This is a genomic window from Vibrio harveyi (assembly GCF_030060435.1).
GTDB lineage: Bacteria > Pseudomonadota > Gammaproteobacteria > Enterobacterales > Vibrionaceae > Vibrio > Vibrio harveyi.
Map to the genome: position 1 here is coordinate 113,606 of NZ_CP125876.1, position 17,939 is coordinate 131,544.

The 17,939-nt window shown below is 46.0% G+C and carries 15 protein-coding genes; 13 read left to right on the forward strand and 2 right to left on the reverse strand.

All coding sequences use genetic code 11. From position 1 onward, the window contains the following. Positions 1 to 39 precede the first annotated feature (39 nt). Positions 40 to 1,104 carry an L-asparaginase 2 gene (gene ansB / locus QMY49_RS16985; protein WP_029790131.1) on the forward strand — a complete coding sequence of 355 codons (1,065 nt, stop codon included), beginning with the start codon at positions 40 to 42 and terminating at the stop codon, positions 1,102 to 1,104. A gap of 76 nt (positions 1,105 to 1,180) precedes the next feature. On the opposite strand, the gene ppsR is transcribed toward ansB, so the two are convergent. Next, positions 1,181 to 2,017 carry a posphoenolpyruvate synthetase regulatory kinase/phosphorylase PpsR gene (gene ppsR / locus QMY49_RS16990; RefSeq protein WP_005451298.1) on the reverse strand — a complete coding sequence of 279 codons (837 nt, stop codon included), beginning with the start codon at positions 2,015 to 2,017 and terminating at the stop codon, positions 1,181 to 1,183. Between the two features lie 348 nt (positions 2,018 to 2,365). Here ppsR and ppsA point away from each other — a divergent pair, with 348 nt between their 5' ends. The 5 genes from ppsA (at position 2,366) to QMY49_RS17015 (ending at position 8,431) form a co-directional block, all read left to right on the forward strand. Then, entirely contained in the window at positions 2,366 to 4,735 is a 2,370-nt protein-coding gene (gene ppsA, locus QMY49_RS16995) for a phosphoenolpyruvate synthase (RefSeq protein ID WP_038898784.1), read from the forward strand. Between the two features lie 185 nt (positions 4,736 to 4,920). After that, positions 4,921 to 5,700 (forward strand): lipid-binding SYLF domain-containing protein, encoded by a 780-nt coding sequence (locus QMY49_RS17000; protein WP_017188640.1) that lies wholly within the window; start codon positions 4,921 to 4,923, stop codon positions 5,698 to 5,700. Between the two features lie 117 nt (positions 5,701 to 5,817). Continuing rightward, on the forward strand, positions 5,818 to 6,639 hold the full coding sequence (locus tag QMY49_RS17005) for a LuxR family transcriptional regulator (protein WP_047515131.1): 822 nt from the start codon (positions 5,818 to 5,820) through the stop codon (positions 6,637 to 6,639). 81 nt (positions 6,640 to 6,720) lie between these two features. Beyond that, complete coding sequence (gene tyrS / locus QMY49_RS17010; RefSeq protein ID WP_283315637.1) at positions 6,721 to 7,977, forward strand: tyrosine--tRNA ligase; 1,257 nt, start codon at positions 6,721 to 6,723, stop codon at positions 7,975 to 7,977. A 157-nt stretch (positions 7,978 to 8,134) separates the two neighbouring features. After that, positions 8,135 to 8,431 carry a Dabb family protein gene (locus QMY49_RS17015; RefSeq protein ID WP_009697198.1) on the forward strand — a complete coding sequence of 99 codons (297 nt, stop codon included), beginning with the start codon at positions 8,135 to 8,137 and terminating at the stop codon, positions 8,429 to 8,431. Here the strand turns inward: QMY49_RS17015 and QMY49_RS17020 are convergent. Continuing rightward, positions 8,428 to 8,787, reverse strand: a complete 360-nt coding sequence (locus tag QMY49_RS17020) for a DUF6559 family protein (RefSeq protein WP_283315639.1) — start codon at positions 8,785 to 8,787, stop codon at positions 8,428 to 8,430. The genes QMY49_RS17015 and QMY49_RS17020 overlap by 4 nt on opposite strands. A gap of 129 nt (positions 8,788 to 8,916) precedes the next feature. On the opposite strand from QMY49_RS17020, the gene QMY49_RS17025 reads away from it, so the two are divergent. The 7 genes from QMY49_RS17025 to gltS all read left to right on the forward strand — a co-directional run bounded on the left by QMY49_RS17025 (position 8,917) and on the right by gltS (position 17,850). Then, positions 8,917 to 9,798 carry a LysR family transcriptional regulator gene (locus QMY49_RS17025; protein ID WP_005451283.1) on the forward strand — a complete coding sequence of 294 codons (882 nt, stop codon included), beginning with the start codon at positions 8,917 to 8,919 and terminating at the stop codon, positions 9,796 to 9,798. 102 nt (positions 9,799 to 9,900) lie between these two features. Next, positions 9,901 to 10,983: an efflux RND transporter periplasmic adaptor subunit gene (locus tag QMY49_RS17030; protein ID WP_009697201.1), complete on the forward strand. Its 1,083-nt coding sequence runs from the start codon at positions 9,901 to 9,903 to the stop codon at positions 10,981 to 10,983. 9 nt (positions 10,984 to 10,992) lie between these two features. Further along, positions 10,993 to 14,049, forward strand: coding sequence for an efflux RND transporter permease subunit (locus QMY49_RS17035; protein WP_283315643.1), 3,057 nt, complete (start codon positions 10,993 to 10,995; stop codon positions 14,047 to 14,049). 2 nt (positions 14,050 to 14,051) lie between these two features. Next, positions 14,052 to 15,545: an efflux transporter outer membrane subunit gene (locus QMY49_RS17040; protein ID WP_038898787.1), complete on the forward strand. Its 1,494-nt coding sequence runs from the start codon at positions 14,052 to 14,054 to the stop codon at positions 15,543 to 15,545. A 152-nt stretch (positions 15,546 to 15,697) separates the two neighbouring features. Next, positions 15,698 to 15,853: a DUF5993 family protein gene (locus QMY49_RS17045; protein WP_005451278.1), complete on the forward strand. Its 156-nt coding sequence runs from the start codon at positions 15,698 to 15,700 to the stop codon at positions 15,851 to 15,853. Between the two features lie 11 nt (positions 15,854 to 15,864). Further along, positions 15,865 to 16,404, forward strand: a complete 540-nt coding sequence (locus QMY49_RS17050; protein ID WP_009697204.1) for a disulfide bond formation protein B — start codon at positions 15,865 to 15,867, stop codon at positions 16,402 to 16,404. A gap of 219 nt (positions 16,405 to 16,623) precedes the next feature. Then, a complete protein-coding gene (gene gltS, locus QMY49_RS17055; RefSeq protein WP_005451274.1) occupies positions 16,624 to 17,850 on the forward strand; it encodes a sodium/glutamate symporter in 1,227 nt (408 codons plus the stop codon). Positions 17,851 to 17,939: the final 89 nt, after the last annotated feature.

Here is a 17,939-nt window from a genome sequence, read left to right on the forward strand (position 1 = left end):
CGTTTCCCCCAACATCTAACCCAAAAACAGGTGATTCCTATGACCAAAAAGTTTCTCCGCCTCAGTTCGATCACGCTTGGTTTGTGCATGAGCTCATTTGCTTTTGCCAATGCCGATTTACCAAACATCAAAATTCTGGCGACTGGCGGCACTATCGCTGGCGCAGGTCAATCTGCGACAGAATCAAATTACACCGCAGGTAAAGTCGGTGTTGATTCGTTGATCGCCGCCGTACCCAGTATGACGAAGATCGCCGACATTTCTGGCGAGCAAGTGGTCAGCATCGGCTCTCAAGATATGAATGACGAGGTGTGGCTTAAGTTGGCTAAACGAGTGAATGAGTTACTCGCCCAAGATGACGTGGATGGCATTGTGATTACTCATGGCACTGATACATTAGAAGAGACAGCCTACTTCCTCGATTTAACGGTAAAAAGCGATAAACCAGTGGTTATCGTTGGTGCAATGCGCCCTTCTACGGCAATGAGTGCTGACGGTCCGGTTAATCTCTACAATGCGGTTGTCACAGCAACAGACGAAGATTCTCAAGGTCGTGGTGTACTGGTTGCGATGAATGACACCATCTTTGATGCGCGTGACGTAACAAAAACTAACACAACATCAGTCAGCACTTTCCAATCTCCTAACTTTGGTCCGCTAGGTTATATCCACAACAGTGATGCGAAATATCAAAGAAGCCCGGAACGTAAACACACTACTGAAACAACCTTCGATGTTTCCAAGCTCGATAAGTTGCCACAAGTCGGAATCGTTTATAACTATGCAAATGCGTCGAGCTTACCTGTTAAAGCATTCGTCGATGCGAAGTTTGATGGCATCGTCAGCGCAGGTGTCGGCAATGGTAACTTGTACCACACGGTATTTGATGAGTTAGAAAAAGCAAGCAAAGACGGCATTCTGGTTGTTCGTAGTTCTCGTACGCCTACCGGCTCTACCACTTTAGATGCAGAGGTTGATGATGATAAGTACGGTTTCGTGGCATCAGGTACACTGAATCCACAAAAAGCACGTATTTTGCTGATGCTATCACTGACACAAACCAAAAATTACCAAGACATTCAGAAGATGTTTCAGCATTACTAGGGGCTATTGACCTTTTGAGGTTAAATTTAAGAGGAGGCACAGGTGCCTCCTCTTTTTTTGATTTATTACAGGAAACTTAGCCGAACAAGCGGCGCTTCATCCCTGCTCTTTCAAGAATCCGCGTAGTGATCTCTTCTACAGACAAAGAAGACGTATTGATATACGGAATTGCTTCTCTTCTAAACAACGCTTCTACCGTATCTAGTTCCAGTTTGCATTGTTCCGTACTCGCGTATTCGCTGCCTGATAAGCGGTTCTCGCGAATCTCATTCAAACGTTCTGGATTGATGGTTAGACCAAACAGTTTGTGCCGATGAATTTCGAACTCCGGCAACAAACGCATCATCTTGACGTCTTCAGCGATAAACGGGTAGTTCACCACACGTAAACCAAACTGCATCGCCATGTAAAGACTGGTTGGGGTTTTGCCACTGCGTGAGACGCCAAGCAGAATAATGTCAGCCTCCTCCAAGCCTTTGAGCGTAATACCATCATCATGAGCAAGTGTGTACTCAATCGCCGCGATACGGTCAAAGTAAGTATCGGAATCTTTGCTCACGCTTCTTGAACGCTGCATCTTAGGCTGAGGAGCCATCTGAATGTCGTCTTGTACCTTTTGCACAATGCTTTCTAGCACGTCATAGCTGTAAGCGGGAGCTTTGAGCAACACTTCACGAATTTCTGGCACAACAATCGAAAAGAAAACCAGCGGCTTCACGCCATCACGTTGGTAGGAAATCTCGATTTCTTTGATGACATCGGCAACTTTGTCTTCACTTTCAACAAAAGGAAAGGTTTTTTCATTAGGAATAAAGGGAAACTGACCCAGAACAACATGTCCTAATGTCTCACATGTTATAGCAGTTCCGTCAGAAACATAGAATACATCACGACTTTGGTTATTTATTTGCATTTTAGTTTAATTTTTCAAATTCATTTGAGTAGGATGGTTTACATAATATTAATAAATGAGTTTGGCTTGCAATTACGTTCCCCACAGCTTTGAAAATTCTTCGGAGTTTTTTTCAGCAAATACGTAATCGTTTGCCTTTCATATCAACCAAGAAAAGTGTTGATACATGTTTGCGTCGGAAAATTCGTTTAAGCCCTAGTTGGGAAGTTGTAGTTAACGCCCCTTATCTACAATGGCTGCTATCAGCTCGAAACTGCGTCTTCAATGACATTGACCTGCAAGGATGCATAACCACTGTTCGAGGTTGGTATTAATCCCTACAAAGCTGCAATGTTTCTGGAGAAAGACATGCAAAAGAACACCCTCTGGTTCAATGGACTATCCATGGATGATGTCGACAAAGTCGGCGGTAAAAATGCTTCACTTGGCGAGATGGTTTCTAACCTAGCCAATGTTGGTGTATCGGTACCAAACGGTTTTGCGACAACCTCGTATGCGTTTAACCAATTCCTTGACCACGAAGGTTTGGATGAGCGTATTCACCAACTACTTGATGAACTGGACGTTGAGGATGTAGAAGCCCTGCGCAAGACAGGTGCCACCATTCGTCAATGGGTATTAGAAGCCCCGTTCCCAGCGGATCTTGAACAAGACATCCGCGATAACTACAAAGAACTGACAGATAATCACCCTGAGATTTCTGTTGCTGTTCGCTCTTCTGCAACTGCAGAGGATCTGCCGGACGCGTCATTTGCTGGTCAGCAGGAGACGTTCCTAAACGTAAAAGGCATTGATGCAGTCTTAGAAGCGACTAAGCACGTTTACGCTTCTCTGTTCAATGACCGTGCAATTTCATACCGCGTACACCAAGGCTTTAACCACCGAGGCATCTCGCTATCGGCAGGCATTCAACGCATGGTGCGCTCGGACAAAGCCTCTTCTGGCGTTATGTTTACCCTAGATACAGAATCTGGCTTCGATCAGGTCGTATTCATCACCTCTTCTTGGGGCTTGGGTGAAATGGTGGTTCAGGGTGCAGTTAACCCTGATGAATTCTACGTTCACAAGCCAATGCTAGAAGCGGGTCAATACCCTATCGTTAAGAAGACGTTTGGCTCTAAGCAGATCAAGATGATCTACTCAAATAGCCAAGAGATCGGTAAGCAAGTTGAGATCATCGATACCTCTGTAGAAGAGCGCAATGCCTTCTCTCTGAACGATGAAGAGATCAAAGAGCTGGCAAAACAGGCGATGATCATCGAGAAGCACTACCAGCGTCCTATGGATATTGAGTGGGCAAAAGATGGTATCGACGGCAAACTTTACATCGTTCAAGCACGCCCTGAAACCGTATGTTCTCAAAGCGAGCAAAACGTAATTGAACGTTACGAGCTAAGCAACAAAGCAGACGTTTTGGTTGAAGGTCGTGCAATTGGTCAACGTATCGGTAAAGGTCCAGTACGTTTGGTTGACTCTCTAGACCAAATGTCATTGGTCCAAGACGGTGATGTACTGGTTACAGACATGACTGACCCAGATTGGGAACCAGTGATGAAGAAAGCCTCTGCGATTGTTACAAACCGTGGCGGTCGTACTTGTCACGCAGCCATCATCGCACGTGAACTTGGTATTCCGGCTATCGTTGGGTGTGGTGACGCCACCAGCAAACTGACTGACGGTGAGACCGTAACAGTATCTTGTGCTGAAGGCGAAACGGGTTACGTTTACCAAGGCGAGTTGGACTTCGAAGTGAAACGTTCTGCGGTTGATGAGCTTCCACTGCTACCAACCAAAGTCATGATGAATGTGGGTAACCCAGACCGTGCATTCGACTTCGCTCAGATTCCAAACGAAGGTGTCGGTCTTGCGCGTCTTGAATTCATCATCAATAAGATGATTGGTATTCACCCGAAAGCGCTGCTGAACTTCGACGCGCAAAGCGATGAGCTAAAAGCTGAAATCACTGAACGTATCCGTGGTTACAAAGATCCAATCGACTTCTACGTTAGTAAGCTAACAGAAGGCATTGCGACCATCGCGTCAGCATTCTGGCCAAAACGCGTCATCGTACGTATGTCTGACTTCAAATCCAACGAGTACAGCAACTTGGTCGGAGGTAAAGGTTACGAACCGCATGAAGAAAACCCTATGCTGGGCTTCCGTGGTGCATCTCGCTACATTTCTCCAGTGTTTGAAGACTGCTTTGAGCTAGAAACTCAGGCAATCAAGCGCGTTCGTAACGAAATGGGTCTGAAAAACGTTGAAATCATGATCCCGTTCGTTCGTACACCGAGCGAAGCGGCATCGGTTATCGACTTACTTGCTAAGTTCGACCTACGCCGTGGCGACCAAGGTCTAAAAGTCATCATGATGTGTGAACTGCCATCAAATGCGGTACTTGCTGACGAATTTTTGAAGTACTTCGATGGCTTCTCTATCGGTTCAAACGACATGACTCAGCTTACACTTGGTCTTGACCGTGACTCTGGCGATGTTGCACACCTATTCGATGAGCGTAACCCAGCGGTGAAAGCCATGCTTCAAATGGCGATCGATGCGGCCACTAAAGCAGGCAAATACGTTGGTATCTGTGGTCAAGGTCCATCAGACCACGATGACCTTGCAGAATGGTTGATGGAACAAGGCATCAGCTCTGTGTCATTGAACCCAGATACGGTTATCGATACCTGGTTGAAGCTAGGTAAAGTGAGCAAATAAGCCTCTCTACTCTGTCGATAATAGAGCCCTCAAGCTCCTGAGTTTGAGGGCTTTTTACTTTGTCTTAATTATGTCAAACCTACGTGAGTTCGTGACAGCAATCCCAACCCAATAAGCTGATCAATTCTCCCTGTTAAAATTTTCACCTAGAATAAAAGGATATGATTTCATAAAAGAACGGACCTATGAAAAAGCCTCTTGCTCTCATCACCGCATTAACGCTTCTTGCTTCTCCCGCTTATGCAGACTGGGATGACATTTCAAACAGCCTTTCAGACCTAGGAGATGCCGTCTCTGACACCGCTAAAGAAACTTGGGACAGCACCAAAGCCTTCTCCAAACAAGCTTGGGAGGATTTCACCAATTGGTCAGAAGATGCGATTAACACCGCTGGCGAGTGGACCGACGCAAGCATTGAAACCAGTAAAGGTTGGATCGATGAAGCGGACAAGAAGATCACCGAACTGATGGAAGGCGATACACCTGAAGAAGCACGCCAAGCGATTGATCTTATGGCGGATAGCACACTTCTCAAACTGTTCAATGAAGAGCCTAAAGCCAAAGCACTGTACGACAAGGCATACGGCTACGCGGTTTTTGATTCACGCAAACTATCGCTGATGTTCCATACCAACTCTGGCTCTGGGGTTGCGGTCAACAAGTCCACAGATCAACGTACTTATATGAATATGTTTGGTGCGGGCGTCGCTCTTGGCGTTGGTGGTAAGTTCTACCAACAGGTCGTACTGTTTGAAAAAGAAAAAGACTTTAACACCTTTGTCGAAGAAGGTTGGGAAGCATCAAGCGAAGCTTCTTTAGTCGCTGGTGAGGACGGCGAAGAAATGACAGCGCAATTCAACAGCGGCGTAGCAGTATATCAGCTAAACACCACAGGGTTATTAGTTGATGCAAACGTTTCTGGCTCAAAATACTGGGTGAATAAAGAGCTAACCGATTCACAGTAATCTCTTAGTGACAATGATTTATTGAGGGGGAGCACGACGCTCCCCTTTCTGATCACTTTGGGATATCAGCCTATTGCGTTATGCTTACCCCAACCTTTATCGAACTCCCGAATCACCATGCCCAGCGACGCATTCAACACTCAGCTTGCAGAAACAATATCTGCCCTTAACTCACCAAGCTTTACGCCTAAACTCATGCGCGTGATAGCTTCCCTACTGAGTTTTGATTGCGCAGTGATCCTCGGCTACCGCGAAGGCAAACACCCTATCTATCTGTATGATTCGATTGAAAATGAACGCGAGCTACTGTTCCAGCGTTATCTCACGACTTCTTTTCAAAATGACCCGTTTTATCAAAAACTTAACGCTAACAAAGAACAAGGTATCTTTACGCTCAAAGACGTGGTGAGAAAAGATGTCGCGCGCAACGATCTCGATTATCAAGCCTACTGCGAGCAGTTCTACCATCAAACTGGCTGGAAAGATGAACTCAGCATGTTGGTCGAAATCGAACCGACACGTTGGGTGATGTTCTACTTCGGTTTTATGCAGGACGATAAGCGCTTCACCAAGCCTCAAGTAGCCAAGCTCAAATCTTACTTTGCCATTATTCAGTCTTTGTGCCGACAGCACTGGAAACAAACCGAGTTTACACTCGCCGAGCCAGTTTTCAGTCCTACCACCTACTCGGGACAAATGCGTACTGCAATTGAATCCGCTCTGGCATCTTTTGGCGAAACTGTCCTCACTAATCGAGAACAAGAAATTGCCGCATTAATCGCGCAAGGCTATGACAGCAAAGAGATTGCAACGCAGCTAGATGTCGTAGAAGGCACAGTCAAGAATCACCGTAAACGCATCTACGCACAACTGAATGTGGCGTCTTTAAGCGAGTTCTTTCAGTTGTTTCTCAACCACCTGATCACTCAATCAAGATAACAAACTGTCCCTTTAGGGATATATCTCGATTCCGCATCGCCTTTTAATCTGAATACAACCGAACCAGATAAAGATAAGACGATGACACTGATTGAAGATTTACAAACTCGCGGCTTGATTGCCCAAGCGAGTGATTTAGACCAAGTTCAACAACTGCTTTCTGAGCCACAAACCTTGTACTGCGGCTTCGATCCAACCGCAGGTAGCTTGCACATCGGTCACCTTGTTCCACTTATTATGCTCAAACGCTTTCAAGATGCAGGACACCAAGCCATCGCCCTGATTGGTGGGGCAACGGGTATGATCGGCGATCCAAGTTTTAAAGCTACAGAGCGCAGCTTAAACTCAGAAGAAACCGTAACAGGCTGGGTAAAAGATCTGTCGAACCAAATTCAACAATTGATGAATAACCAAGTCAGCAAGCCAATGATCATGGTAAACAACGCAGATTGGGTGAAGCAAATTAACGTGATCGACTTCTTCCGCGATGTGGGTAAACACTTCTCCGTGAATACCATGATCAGCCGAGAGTCGGTTAAGCAACGCTTACAACGCCCAGACCAAGGGATTTCATTCACCGAGTTCAGTTACGCACTGCTGCAATCTTACGACTTTGCAGAATTAAACCGTCAGTACGGCTGTCGCTTACAAATCGGTGGTAACGACCAGTGGGGCAACATTGTTAGCGGCATTGACCTTACTCGCCGTCAAAATGGTGAACAAGTATTTGGCTTAACCTTACCTTTGATCACGAAATCCGATGGCACTAAATTTGGTAAAACCGAAGGAGGTGCAGTGTGGCTGGATCCAAGTAAAACCTCGCCTTACGCCTTCTACCAATTCTGGTTATCCGCAGAAGATGCCGATGTTTACCACTTCCTACGCTACTACACCTTCTTGAGTTGCAATGAGATTGCAGCGATTGAAACACAAGACAAAGAGAGCAAAGGCAAACCGCAAGCACAGCGTATCTTAGCGGAACAAATGACAAGCTTTGTTCATGGCGAAAAAGGATTAGCAAGTGCAGAGCGAATCACTCAAGCGCTATTTAGCGGTGATGTCCAGCAATTGAGCTTGAGCGAGCTAAAACAGTTGGAACTCGATGGCTTACCGAACATGCAAAGTGCTGAGCAAGACTTGGTTGAGCTTCTGGTTGAATCCGGTCTAGCCAGCTCAAAACGCGTTGCTCGTGAGCTAATTGGCAACAACGCCATCAGTGTGAACGGCGAAAAAATCGATACAGAAAAACCAAGCTTGAACTTCCCACTGTTCGACCAGTACTGGTTGCTTCAACGCGGTAAAAAGCACTTCTGCTTGGTGAAGCGTCTCGAAGGTTAATCGCTCACACTAACTACCGATAATCTAGCTAACTTAACTAAAACGTGAGCCAAAGTGCTCGCGTTTTAGTTTTCCTATTTTGTGAAGCTAAGAGCTAACTTGAGCGCAGATGCCCGCTATAGTGTTGTTCTTCAAAAACAACAACATGACCAAAGCCATGATCAGACACATTCTACTCATCAAATTTAAAGCTTCTGCCACCAGCGAAAAAATTCAGCAATTACGAGAGCTATTCGAAGCCATGCCAACGAAAGTAGAAGGCGTAAACGACGTTGAGTGGGGCTTAAACAACAGCCCAGAAGAAAAGAACAAAGACTACACGCACGCCGTGATGATGACATTTGCTGATGAAGCAGGTCGTCAGAATTATCTGCCTCACCCTGAGCACGACGCCTTGAAAGAAGTATTTAGACCTCTGCTTGAAGACATCATCGTATTCGATTACGAGATTTAGTATCGGCTATTCATTCCAAATCGGTGGGACATATCATCATCCATACGTCCTCCCTTCCAGCCACCAGAGCCCAATAAATTCAACACATCTTGCGCGTTATAGTCACCACCTTCGAAAAAATCATTGGCGACATCAGTGCGTAGAGACTGAATTTCAGCAGCTTCTTCTGAGTTAAGCGCTTCAGGGTTAGCATAAAGCGCCAAAGCAATGTGTTGTTGGCGCTTGCTTAACTCAGTTGTACTGCTCTGAACTTGACCAACAGAAAAGTAGTCACGACTGCCATAGCCCTTTATTAGCCTTGCAGACAGTAATTTAATGACCTTTTTGATTCGACGGCGTTGGATAACTCTCAGCACGTTAATTCCCTATTTCTATTTGATGACAAGTGACGGTTATCAAAAGTCGCGTTATGTTTTGTGCATAACCTTGTGATGCTTTAGAGTGTCACGGTTTAATACAGTGTTCAATAAGCATGGAGCGCCAGAGTGAAAATTGACGATCTCAAACTGTTCATTAAGGTGGTGGATTTAGGTAGCTTTACCGCCGCAGCCAATGCGCTGGACTTACCACGTGCGAATGTAAGCCGGCGAATTGGAGAGTTAGAACAATCTCTTGGAGCACAGCTATTCCATCGAACAACACGCAGTTTATCGCTCACCAACAACGGCGAGGCGTATTACGAGAATCTGCAAAAAGCACTCACTATGCTCGACTCTGCAAATGAGCAAGTCAGCAACGATACCAATGAGGTCCGCGGTCGAATCAAGCTCGGTTTATTACCTGAAACCGATGAACTAGTGCGCCCTATTCTGTTCGACTTTCACGATCAATACCCTCATGTTGAGTTAGATATTCGTAATATCAACAACGGCTTCCATGATATGTTCCAACAAGGCTTGGATATTGCGTTTCACGGTGGTGCACTATTCGACTCAGATATTGTGGCACGCAAACTGCTGACGCTCGACCGATGCTTGGTCGCCTCCCCGAGCTACCTACAAACCCATGGAACGCCGGAAACACTAGAGCAATTAAAAACGCATCAATGCGTGTGCTTCCGTTGGCCAAATGGCGACATTGATAATGTCTGGCATTTTCAAGAACAAAGCGTACAACTCAGTCCCAAGCTTATCTCGAATAACATCGGTTTTATTAAAAACGCCACCATCTTAGATCGCGGCATTACTTTTATGCCCAAACTACTCGTAAAACGTGAATTAGAATCGGGCACTTTGGTCCAGTTATTGTCACAGTATTCGGTAACAGAAGAGTCTGGCTGGCTACTCTACCCTCAACCTAAAACCCTAAGCCAAGCGAGTCGATTACTTATTGAGCATCTAATTAAAGAAATCCCCAAATTGGTTTAGATACATTATTGTCTCATTTTTTGAGACAGTGAGTCTCAGAGTCGAGTAATTATCTGAACAGCGTTCGATTGTATGATGGCACCAAAATTAGGGAGCCATCTTATGAACCGTCTATTCAAAACCACAGCGTTAAGTGCAGCGACACTCGCGCTGCTTGGTTGTAACCAAAACCAAACCACATTCGCCGAACCTGAATCTCCTCGACCAATACAAGTCGTCGAAGTAAAGGACAGCAACTCCGCCTCAAGCAAATCATTTAGCGGCATTGTTCACGCCAAAGAAAGTGCTTCTCTTTCTTTTCGTGTACCAGGCACGGTAGAAAGCGTTTTGGTGAAGAAAGGCGATCATGTCGAGAAAGGGCAAGTCATTGCTACGCTTGACCCACACGATTATCAAGTCTCACTAGAAGAGCTACAAGCTCGTATGCTGGAGGCAAAGTCCGCACATAAACTGGCGAAAGCGGAGCTTAAGCGCGTTAAGCAAGCAACTGACGATAATGCCATTGCTAGCGTTAATTTAGACCGTGCCATCAGCGGTTATGAACGCAGTCTATCCGCTGTCAAAGTGGTAGAAAAAAACATCCAGCGAGCGGAAGACGCACTGACTTACACCACATTACGCGCACCATTTTCTGGCAACATTGGTGAAGTCCGTATTGATGCTTTCGAACAAACCCTGCCTGGCGTGAGCGTGGCTACGATTCAGCAAGATGGGCAATGGGAAGTGGATATCGATGTGCCAGAAAATATGGTTCGACAGTTTAACCTTGGTCAATCTGCAGCACTTTCTTGGTATGGTGCTGAGCAAACCTACAGTGCAAAAGTCGCCGAGATTGCTCCGAAGAAGCATTTAATCAAGCAAACTTATCCTGTCACGTTAGCGATCGATTCTATTTCTAAAAACTTGTTCAATGGTAAAGCGGTTACGGTAACGACTTCGTTCCAGCCGAATCAATCAAGCCACTGCTTCCCATACTCTGCCATTTTGGGCGAAAAGAAGACCCTACGCGTCAACGTGGTGCGAGATGCTGTCGTACACAGTGAACCCGTTAACTTGCAATCCATCGATTCTCATCAAGCTTGTGTTTCCGGCGATTTCCAACAAGGTGACTATGTCGTTATCAGCGGAACTCACTATCTCAAACCAGGCGATAACACGCCAAACCTAACCATCAAAACGCTATAGGTTCAAACCATGATCAATTTAGCCGAATTCGCGATAAGACAGCGTACTTTCGTGTTGTTCTTCATCGCCTTAAGTGTGGTGGCGGGTATTTACTCCTACTTCGACCTAGGGAAATTAGAAGACCCAAGCTTTACCGTTAAAACCGCTGTCGTGGTGACCTTGTATCCGGGAGCATCGGCTCAAGAAGTCGAACAGCAAGTGACCGATACTATTGAGACTAAGCTGCAGGAAATGGCAGAACTGAACCGATTACGTTCATTGTCTCGTCCTGGAATGTCGATGGTATTTGTCGATTTGAAAGAGAGTCTCAATTCAAAAGCGTTGCCTCAGCAATGGGACTTACTGCGACGTAAAGTGAACGACGTGAAGCTACAACTGCCTTCTACGGCACAAATCAGCATAGTTCAAGATGAGTTTTCTGAAGTGTACGGCATGCTTTTCTCTATCCACAGTGAAGACGCAGCACCAGAAGAATTACGTCGTTATGCAGAAGAGCTTCAGCGTCAAATTAAGGTAGTAAAAGGCATCAAAAAGATCGAACTTCACGGCGTACAGCCGCGTGTCGTGCACATCGATATGCCTGATGAACGTTTAGCACAATACGGCTTATCTGTTGCGCAAGTGTGGAACCAGCTCAGCACACAAAACATGACCTTTGAAGCGGGGAGATTCGACGCAGGAACCGAGCGTATTCGCATCACGCAAACCAGCGAGTTTCAATCACTAGACGATATTCGCAACTTGGTGATCAAAGGTGGCGTAAGTGAACTAGGCACAGGTCTAATTCGCTTAGGTGACATCGCCGAAGTGAGTATGGGATACCAAACTCCCGCGCTGACAGAAAGTCGATTTAATGGTCAACCTGCCGTGACTTTGGCGGTGAGTCCTGTTGAAGGCATTAACGTTGTGTCATTGGGCGATACCATTCGTGACATTATCCATAACTACGAGCAAACATTGCCGCTCGGCGTCGATATTTCTACCGTCGCTTATCAGCCAGAGGAAGTACAAAAAGCCATTGATGACTTCGTGGGCAACCTACTGGAAAGTGTCGGTATCGTATTCGTGGTGCTGCTGGTCTTCATGGGCTTTAAAAGCGCAACGATTGTTGGCTCAAGCTTGTTGCTAACAATCTTGCTCACGTTGATTTACATGAACATCGCGGGAATTGATTTGCATCGTGTCTCGCTAGGTACCTTCATCCTAGCACTTGGTATGTTGGTAGATAATGCCATCGTGATCACTGACATGATGATCGTGAAGCTGAGCAAAGGCATTGAGCGCACTCGTGCTGCTATTGATTCAGTCAAGGAAACGGCGGTACCACTACTTGGTGCCACCATCATCGCCATCATGGGTGCAAGCCCAGTATTGTTTTCGAAAACTGACTCGGCTGAATTTGCTGGTTCAGTATTCTACATTGTTGCTTCATCGCTGCTACTGTCTTGGCTGGTAGCCATGACCTTCACCGTATTGATGTGTTGGATGTTCATCAAACCAACACCCGCGGATGAAGATGCCAAACCAAGCCGATACAAGCAATTAGTGTTTTGGACAGTCGACAATCCGATGAAAGCACTGACGGCATTGATTCCGCTGATTTTAGTGACTGCATTTGCCGTGCCCTATGTAGCGGTAAACTTCATCCCACAATCGGATCGCCCTATCGTGTTCCTAGATTACTGGCTACCAAATGGCGCCAAGATTGAGCAAACCTCAGCAGACATGCGCAAAGTCGAACAGTGGCTGCTCAAGCAACCTGAAGTAGAAAGTATTTCTAGCTACATGGGCGCAAGTGCACCTCGATTCTCTGTGACTGTAGAACCCGAACCGTTTGATCCCGCATATGGTCAGATTTTAATTAATACCAAGGATTACGCAGGCATCAGCCAACTTGTTGAACGTGGTGATAAATGGCTGCAGAACACATTCCCGGACGCAGAGCCCCGCTTTAGAGCGCTGAAGCTCGCAACCTCGGACAAATACGCAGTCGAAGCTCGCTTCTCTGGTCCAGATGAAGTAGTACTGCATCAGCTAGCGGATCAAGCAAAAGCCATTTTTACTACTCATCCTGATGCAAAATACGTTCGTGATGACTGGCGCCAAGAGAGCAAGGTTCTCAAACCCATCATCAATCAAGACAAAATGCGTCAAGCTGGTATCAACCGTGCGGACATCGCCTTTGCTTTGAAACGTGCTTCTGACGGCATGCCTTTGGGACAGATGAATCTCAATGATGAGCTCATTCCAATTCAACTGCGTGGCACTTCTCAAAACATGGCGTCACTGGAAACATTACCTGTACGTTCACTACTGGGCATGCACAGCGTACCTCTTGGTCAGGTGGTTGATGGCTTTGAGTTAGTACCAGAAGAGAGCATGATTTGGCGTCGTAACCGAGTAAAAACCATCACTGCGCAAGCGGGTGTCGCACGTCACTCGACACCAGCGACAGTAAGAAATGCAGTGAAAGATCAGATTGAAGCCATTCACCTTCCTGCGGGCTACAGCTTGGAATGGGGTGGAGAGTTCTACGACGAGCACAAAGCTGTTACGGATATCTTCAAGCAATTACCGAAAGCGATGTTAATTATGGTGATCATTTTGGTCGCGATGTTTAACGGCTTTAAACAACCAATCATCATTTTTGCGACTTTGCCATTGGCCGCAACGGGCGCAACCTTTGCTTTGCTTGGCTTTGATAAACCATTCGGTTTTATGGCATTGATTGGTGCGGTAACGCTGACTGGGATGATCATTAAAAATGGCATTGTATTGATGGATCAAATCGAACTAGAGCGAGCAAATGGACGCGCATTAGTCGATGCCATTAAGGAGGCTACCGTCAACCGAACGATGGCGATTTCTATGGGGGCATTAACAACAGCCCTTGGAATGATTCCGCTGCTGTCAGACCTATTGTTCGACCAAATGGCAGCAACCATTATCGGTGGCTTGGCAGCAGCGACAGTATTGTCATTGTTCATCATGCCGGCACTGTATCGCTTAGCATACAAAGAAAAGCCACAAACAACCCACACTGACGCCAAACTGAAGGAGGCGTAATCATGAAAAAGTTCGTTCTTGCGCCACTTGTATTGGCAATGAGTTTATCCGGTTGCGCTGTTGGTCCCGACTACCAAGCGCCAACCACAAGTATGGCTGAAACCTATCTTCATGCTGAGCAAAGCAACGTCAGCCAGGTTAGCGAAAAAGAAGCCTTTTGGTGGACGGAATTTAATGATCCGACGCTGAACGATTTAGTCCTTGATATGCAAAGCCAAAACATCCCGTTACGAGTGGCAGCAGAGCGCATCAAGATGGCTGAGAACTACAAAACCGTTGTAGAGTCATTCAAAGTACCAACCGTCAATATTGGCGCGGGTTACTTCAACTACCAACTGAGCAAAAATGATTCTCTGCTGGGTCCTGCACTCAATCCGATTGGTGATTCAGCAGCAGGTTTACCGCCACAGATTGGCAACACGACACTATTAGATAATCAACATGATGGCGTTTTTGCTGGTGCAAGCATCGCATGGGAAGTGGACTTATTTGGGCGTCTTGAGCGTCAATCTAATGCGGCAAAGATTCGTGTAGAACAAGCTGAAATCTATCAGAGTGGTCTCACCACATTGCTCACCGCAGATTTGATCCACAACTACTTACAATATCAAGGTGCAACAGAGCGTCTCGCGTTGGCAACATCCAACCTAGAGGACCAACAAAAAACCATGGATTTGGTCGAGAAGGTGGTTCGCAGTGGTTACGGTTCCGAGCTCGATTTAGCCCAAGCTAAAGCAACATTGGCAGCAATGGAATCCATCATCCCTCAATTGGAAATCGCACAACAAGTGCACAAGCATCGCATTGCGGTACTACTTGGTGAGCCTTTATCGAAAGTCGAGATACGACTCGCTCAGACACAAACAGTACCTACCATGCAAAATGTGGTACCGATTGGGCTGCCTTCTGACCTGTTGCAGCGTCGACCTGATATCCGCATTGCGGAACGTGAAATGGCTGCCATCAATGAAGAACTCGCAGCCAGTGTGGCCAATCAATATCCGAAGTTCTTCCTAACAGGGGCGCCAGGTGTTTCAGCGTCTAGCTTTGATGACTTATTCAGTAGTGATTCATTTGGCTGGGTAGGCTCAGCAGGTATCAGTTGGAATGTATTTGACGGAGGTCGTGGTGAAGCGTTAGAGAAAATCAACCAAGCTCGTTTTGAATCCGCCACCTTGGCTTACCAACACGCCGTTGATTCCGCATTTACAGAAGTAGACTCGACCCTATTTGCTTACGGAAGAAGCCAAGAGAACCAACGCCGAATTGAAGAAGCGCTGGAGGCAACGGACAACGCGGTCAGCAAAGCGAAATCACTCTATCGCGCAGGTTTAATCGATCACTTATCCGTCCTTGATGCACAGCGACAAAAACGCATGATGCAAGACCGTCAGCTTGCTGCCAAATTGCAAACGGCACAAGTTACCGTCGCACTCTATAAATCATTAGGCGGTGACTGGGCGTTGGAACAGCCACCAAAACAAGACGGTAAGTAACGCGTTTTTGTAAAAACGGTTTTGGGGAGAGGATCAGATTCATCTGGGACCTCGAATCTGCCCTCTCCTCTTTTTTATATAAAGTCGCGCATTGATACGCATTTCCTATAGTTAAAAGGATTGAAATCAGAGAGTAAGGAAGGAACTCCCTCATGATGACACTAATTTTTGTACTATTGTTAATCGCGATGCTCAGTGCATTTTTAGGCAAGAAAGCGATGGGTTATGCCTTCTTTGCTTCCTCCGTGATCATTGGGCTGTATTGGTTCAACCATCATGCAACCGATCCTCTAGCTATTTTGTTGTAGGGGGCGTTGATATGAATCGCAACTATTTGGCTTTACTCAATACCCTCGGATTACTCGGCATGACCGCCGTGTTGTTAATTGGTTTTGTTCTGCAATTTGTACTCAATGAACTGCCTTGCCCATTGTGTCTGTTACAACGCATTGGCTTTGTCATGATCATGTTCGGCTTTCTATTGAATGTGGTTTACGGTCCGCACGCTCGACATTATGGCGTGGTTCTAATTGGCGCACTTTATGGCGTAGCCACATCGCTAAGACAAGTCTCACTGCATGTCATTCCGGGAACGCCTGGTTATGGTAGCCCTATCTTAGGTATGCATTATTACACTTGGGCGTTTGTCTTGTTCGTCGCGACTATATTTGCGGTGGCGGTCATCCTTATGCTCACCAGTAAAGAAGAGTCACCGGAACCTTACCAAATGAGCAACCTTGGTCGAATTGCTTGCCTGTTGGCTATCTCCGTTGTCGCACTTAATGCCATAGGTACATTTGCCGAGTGTGGTCCATACCAATGCCCTGATAACCCAGAAAGCTACTGGCTATTTAATTAGTTTTTTTCTGAGCTGATTCGACGAGGATTCATGCATAGGTTAACGCAGCCTTGTATCACTCCTCTTTTCTATCTGTCATGGGAATACCATGCTCAGAGTAATCCGACTTGGTTCAAATTCATTAGTATGCAACTGGATGTCATTCAAACATGTCAGTATGTTTAGAGGTAAACGTACCGATTAATTCTCTCATCATGTTTTATTAGAACAGGAGTGGTTATGAACTTTGTCGACGGTGTATTACAAGTCGAATCCTTTCTCGCGGTGACTCTTGGAATCATCGTTTTATTCTTAGGTAGGCGATTAACGCAAGCGAGTACTTTCCTCAAAGAATTCAGTATTCCAGAACCGGTTTCTGGCGGTATTTTGGTGTCCGTACTGTTTGCGGTGATTCATTATGTTACCCAAATTGATGTCCAATTCGATCTCGCGACTCGTGACCTACTCTTAGTGTATTTCTTTACCACCATCGGCATTAACGCAAGCTTGCAAGATCTGTTTAAAGGGGGAAAGCCTTTATTAATTCTGCTTTCGGTCACCATCGGCTATATGTTGATTCAAAACCTTACTGGTATCGGAATCGCCACCATGCTCGGTCAACCAGAAGCGGTTGGCTTGCTAAGTGGCACAGTCTCATTAATTGGTGGGCATGGCACTGCTATCGCTTGGTCACCAAGAATTGCTGAAATTTTTGACCTAAATACCGCCATGGAAATCGGTATCGCTAGTGCGACATTCGGTTTGATCTTAGCAAGCTTGATGGGAGGACCTATTGCTAAGTACCTGATCAACAAACACAACCTCAAACCCGCGAAAGTTGAAGAGATGGATGTCGGTACCGCGCAAGATGAGCCTCAACCCTCGATCAATGCCTATGACTTTTTAGACGCGATGTTAGCGATTCATGTATGTATTATCTTAGGTGCAATCTTGAATGAAGGCGTCAGCAGTTTAGGGTTAGAGCTGCCATTGTTCGTAACTTGTCTGTTTGCTGGTATTCTGATTTCTAACCTGATTCCTGCTTCTTACCCGCGCCTAACAGGAACGCGCTGGCCGGCTAGAAAACCCGCGGTTGCATTGATCGCAGATATGGCGTTAGGAGCATTTTTGGCGATGTCACTGATGAGTATGCAACTATGGGCTTTGGTGGATTTGGCAGGACCGATTTTCATCATTCTTGGCGCACAGTTTCTTGTCGCTATTTGTATCGCGATTTTTGTCGTTTTCCCTTTGATGGGAAAAAACTACGATGCGGCGGTGGTTTGTTCTGGTTTTGGCGGAATTTCTCTTGGTTCCACTCCAACGGCGATGGCAAATATGTCGGCAGTCGCACAGAAGTACGGTAACTCTCACCAAGCGTTTATCATTGTGCCTTTAGTCTGTGCGTTTTTTATCGACTTAGCCAACGCACTGATCATTCCATACTTCATCAATTGGATTGGATAATTAAAACACCATCTGGTTAAAAAGAGGACACTTCGGTGTTCTCTTGCTTTATTCAAGCAAATATTGCTACCACTTCCCCCCTCACTAAG

Bases quoted from the DNA above. Each gene is read 5' to 3' on its own strand.
- ansB (WP_029790131.1), top strand. From the start codon at position 40: ATGACCAAAAAGTTTCTCCGCCTCAGTTCGATCACGCTTGGTTTGTGC.
- ppsR (WP_005451298.1), bottom strand. From the start codon at position 2,017: ATGCAAATAAATAACCAAAGTCGTGATGTATTCTATGTTTCTGACGGA.
- ppsA (WP_038898784.1), top strand. From the start codon at position 2,366: ATGCAAAAGAACACCCTCTGGTTCAATGGACTATCCATGGATGATGTC.
- QMY49_RS17000 (WP_017188640.1), top strand. From the start codon at position 4,921: ATGAAAAAGCCTCTTGCTCTCATCACCGCATTAACGCTTCTTGCTTCT.
- QMY49_RS17005 (WP_047515131.1), top strand. From the start codon at position 5,818: ATGCCCAGCGACGCATTCAACACTCAGCTTGCAGAAACAATATCTGCC.
- tyrS (WP_283315637.1), top strand. From the start codon at position 6,721: ATGACACTGATTGAAGATTTACAAACTCGCGGCTTGATTGCCCAAGCG.
- QMY49_RS17015 (WP_009697198.1), top strand. From the start codon at position 8,135: ATGATCAGACACATTCTACTCATCAAATTTAAAGCTTCTGCCACCAGC.
- QMY49_RS17030 (WP_009697201.1), top strand. From the start codon at position 9,901: ATGAACCGTCTATTCAAAACCACAGCGTTAAGTGCAGCGACACTCGCG.
- QMY49_RS17035 (WP_283315643.1), top strand. From the start codon at position 10,993: ATGATCAATTTAGCCGAATTCGCGATAAGACAGCGTACTTTCGTGTTG.
- QMY49_RS17040 (WP_038898787.1), top strand. From the start codon at position 14,052: ATGAAAAAGTTCGTTCTTGCGCCACTTGTATTGGCAATGAGTTTATCC.
- QMY49_RS17045 (WP_005451278.1), top strand. From the start codon at position 15,698: ATGATGACACTAATTTTTGTACTATTGTTAATCGCGATGCTCAGTGCA.
- QMY49_RS17050 (WP_009697204.1), top strand. From the start codon at position 15,865: ATGAATCGCAACTATTTGGCTTTACTCAATACCCTCGGATTACTCGGC.
- gltS (WP_005451274.1), top strand. From the start codon at position 16,624: ATGAACTTTGTCGACGGTGTATTACAAGTCGAATCCTTTCTCGCGGTG.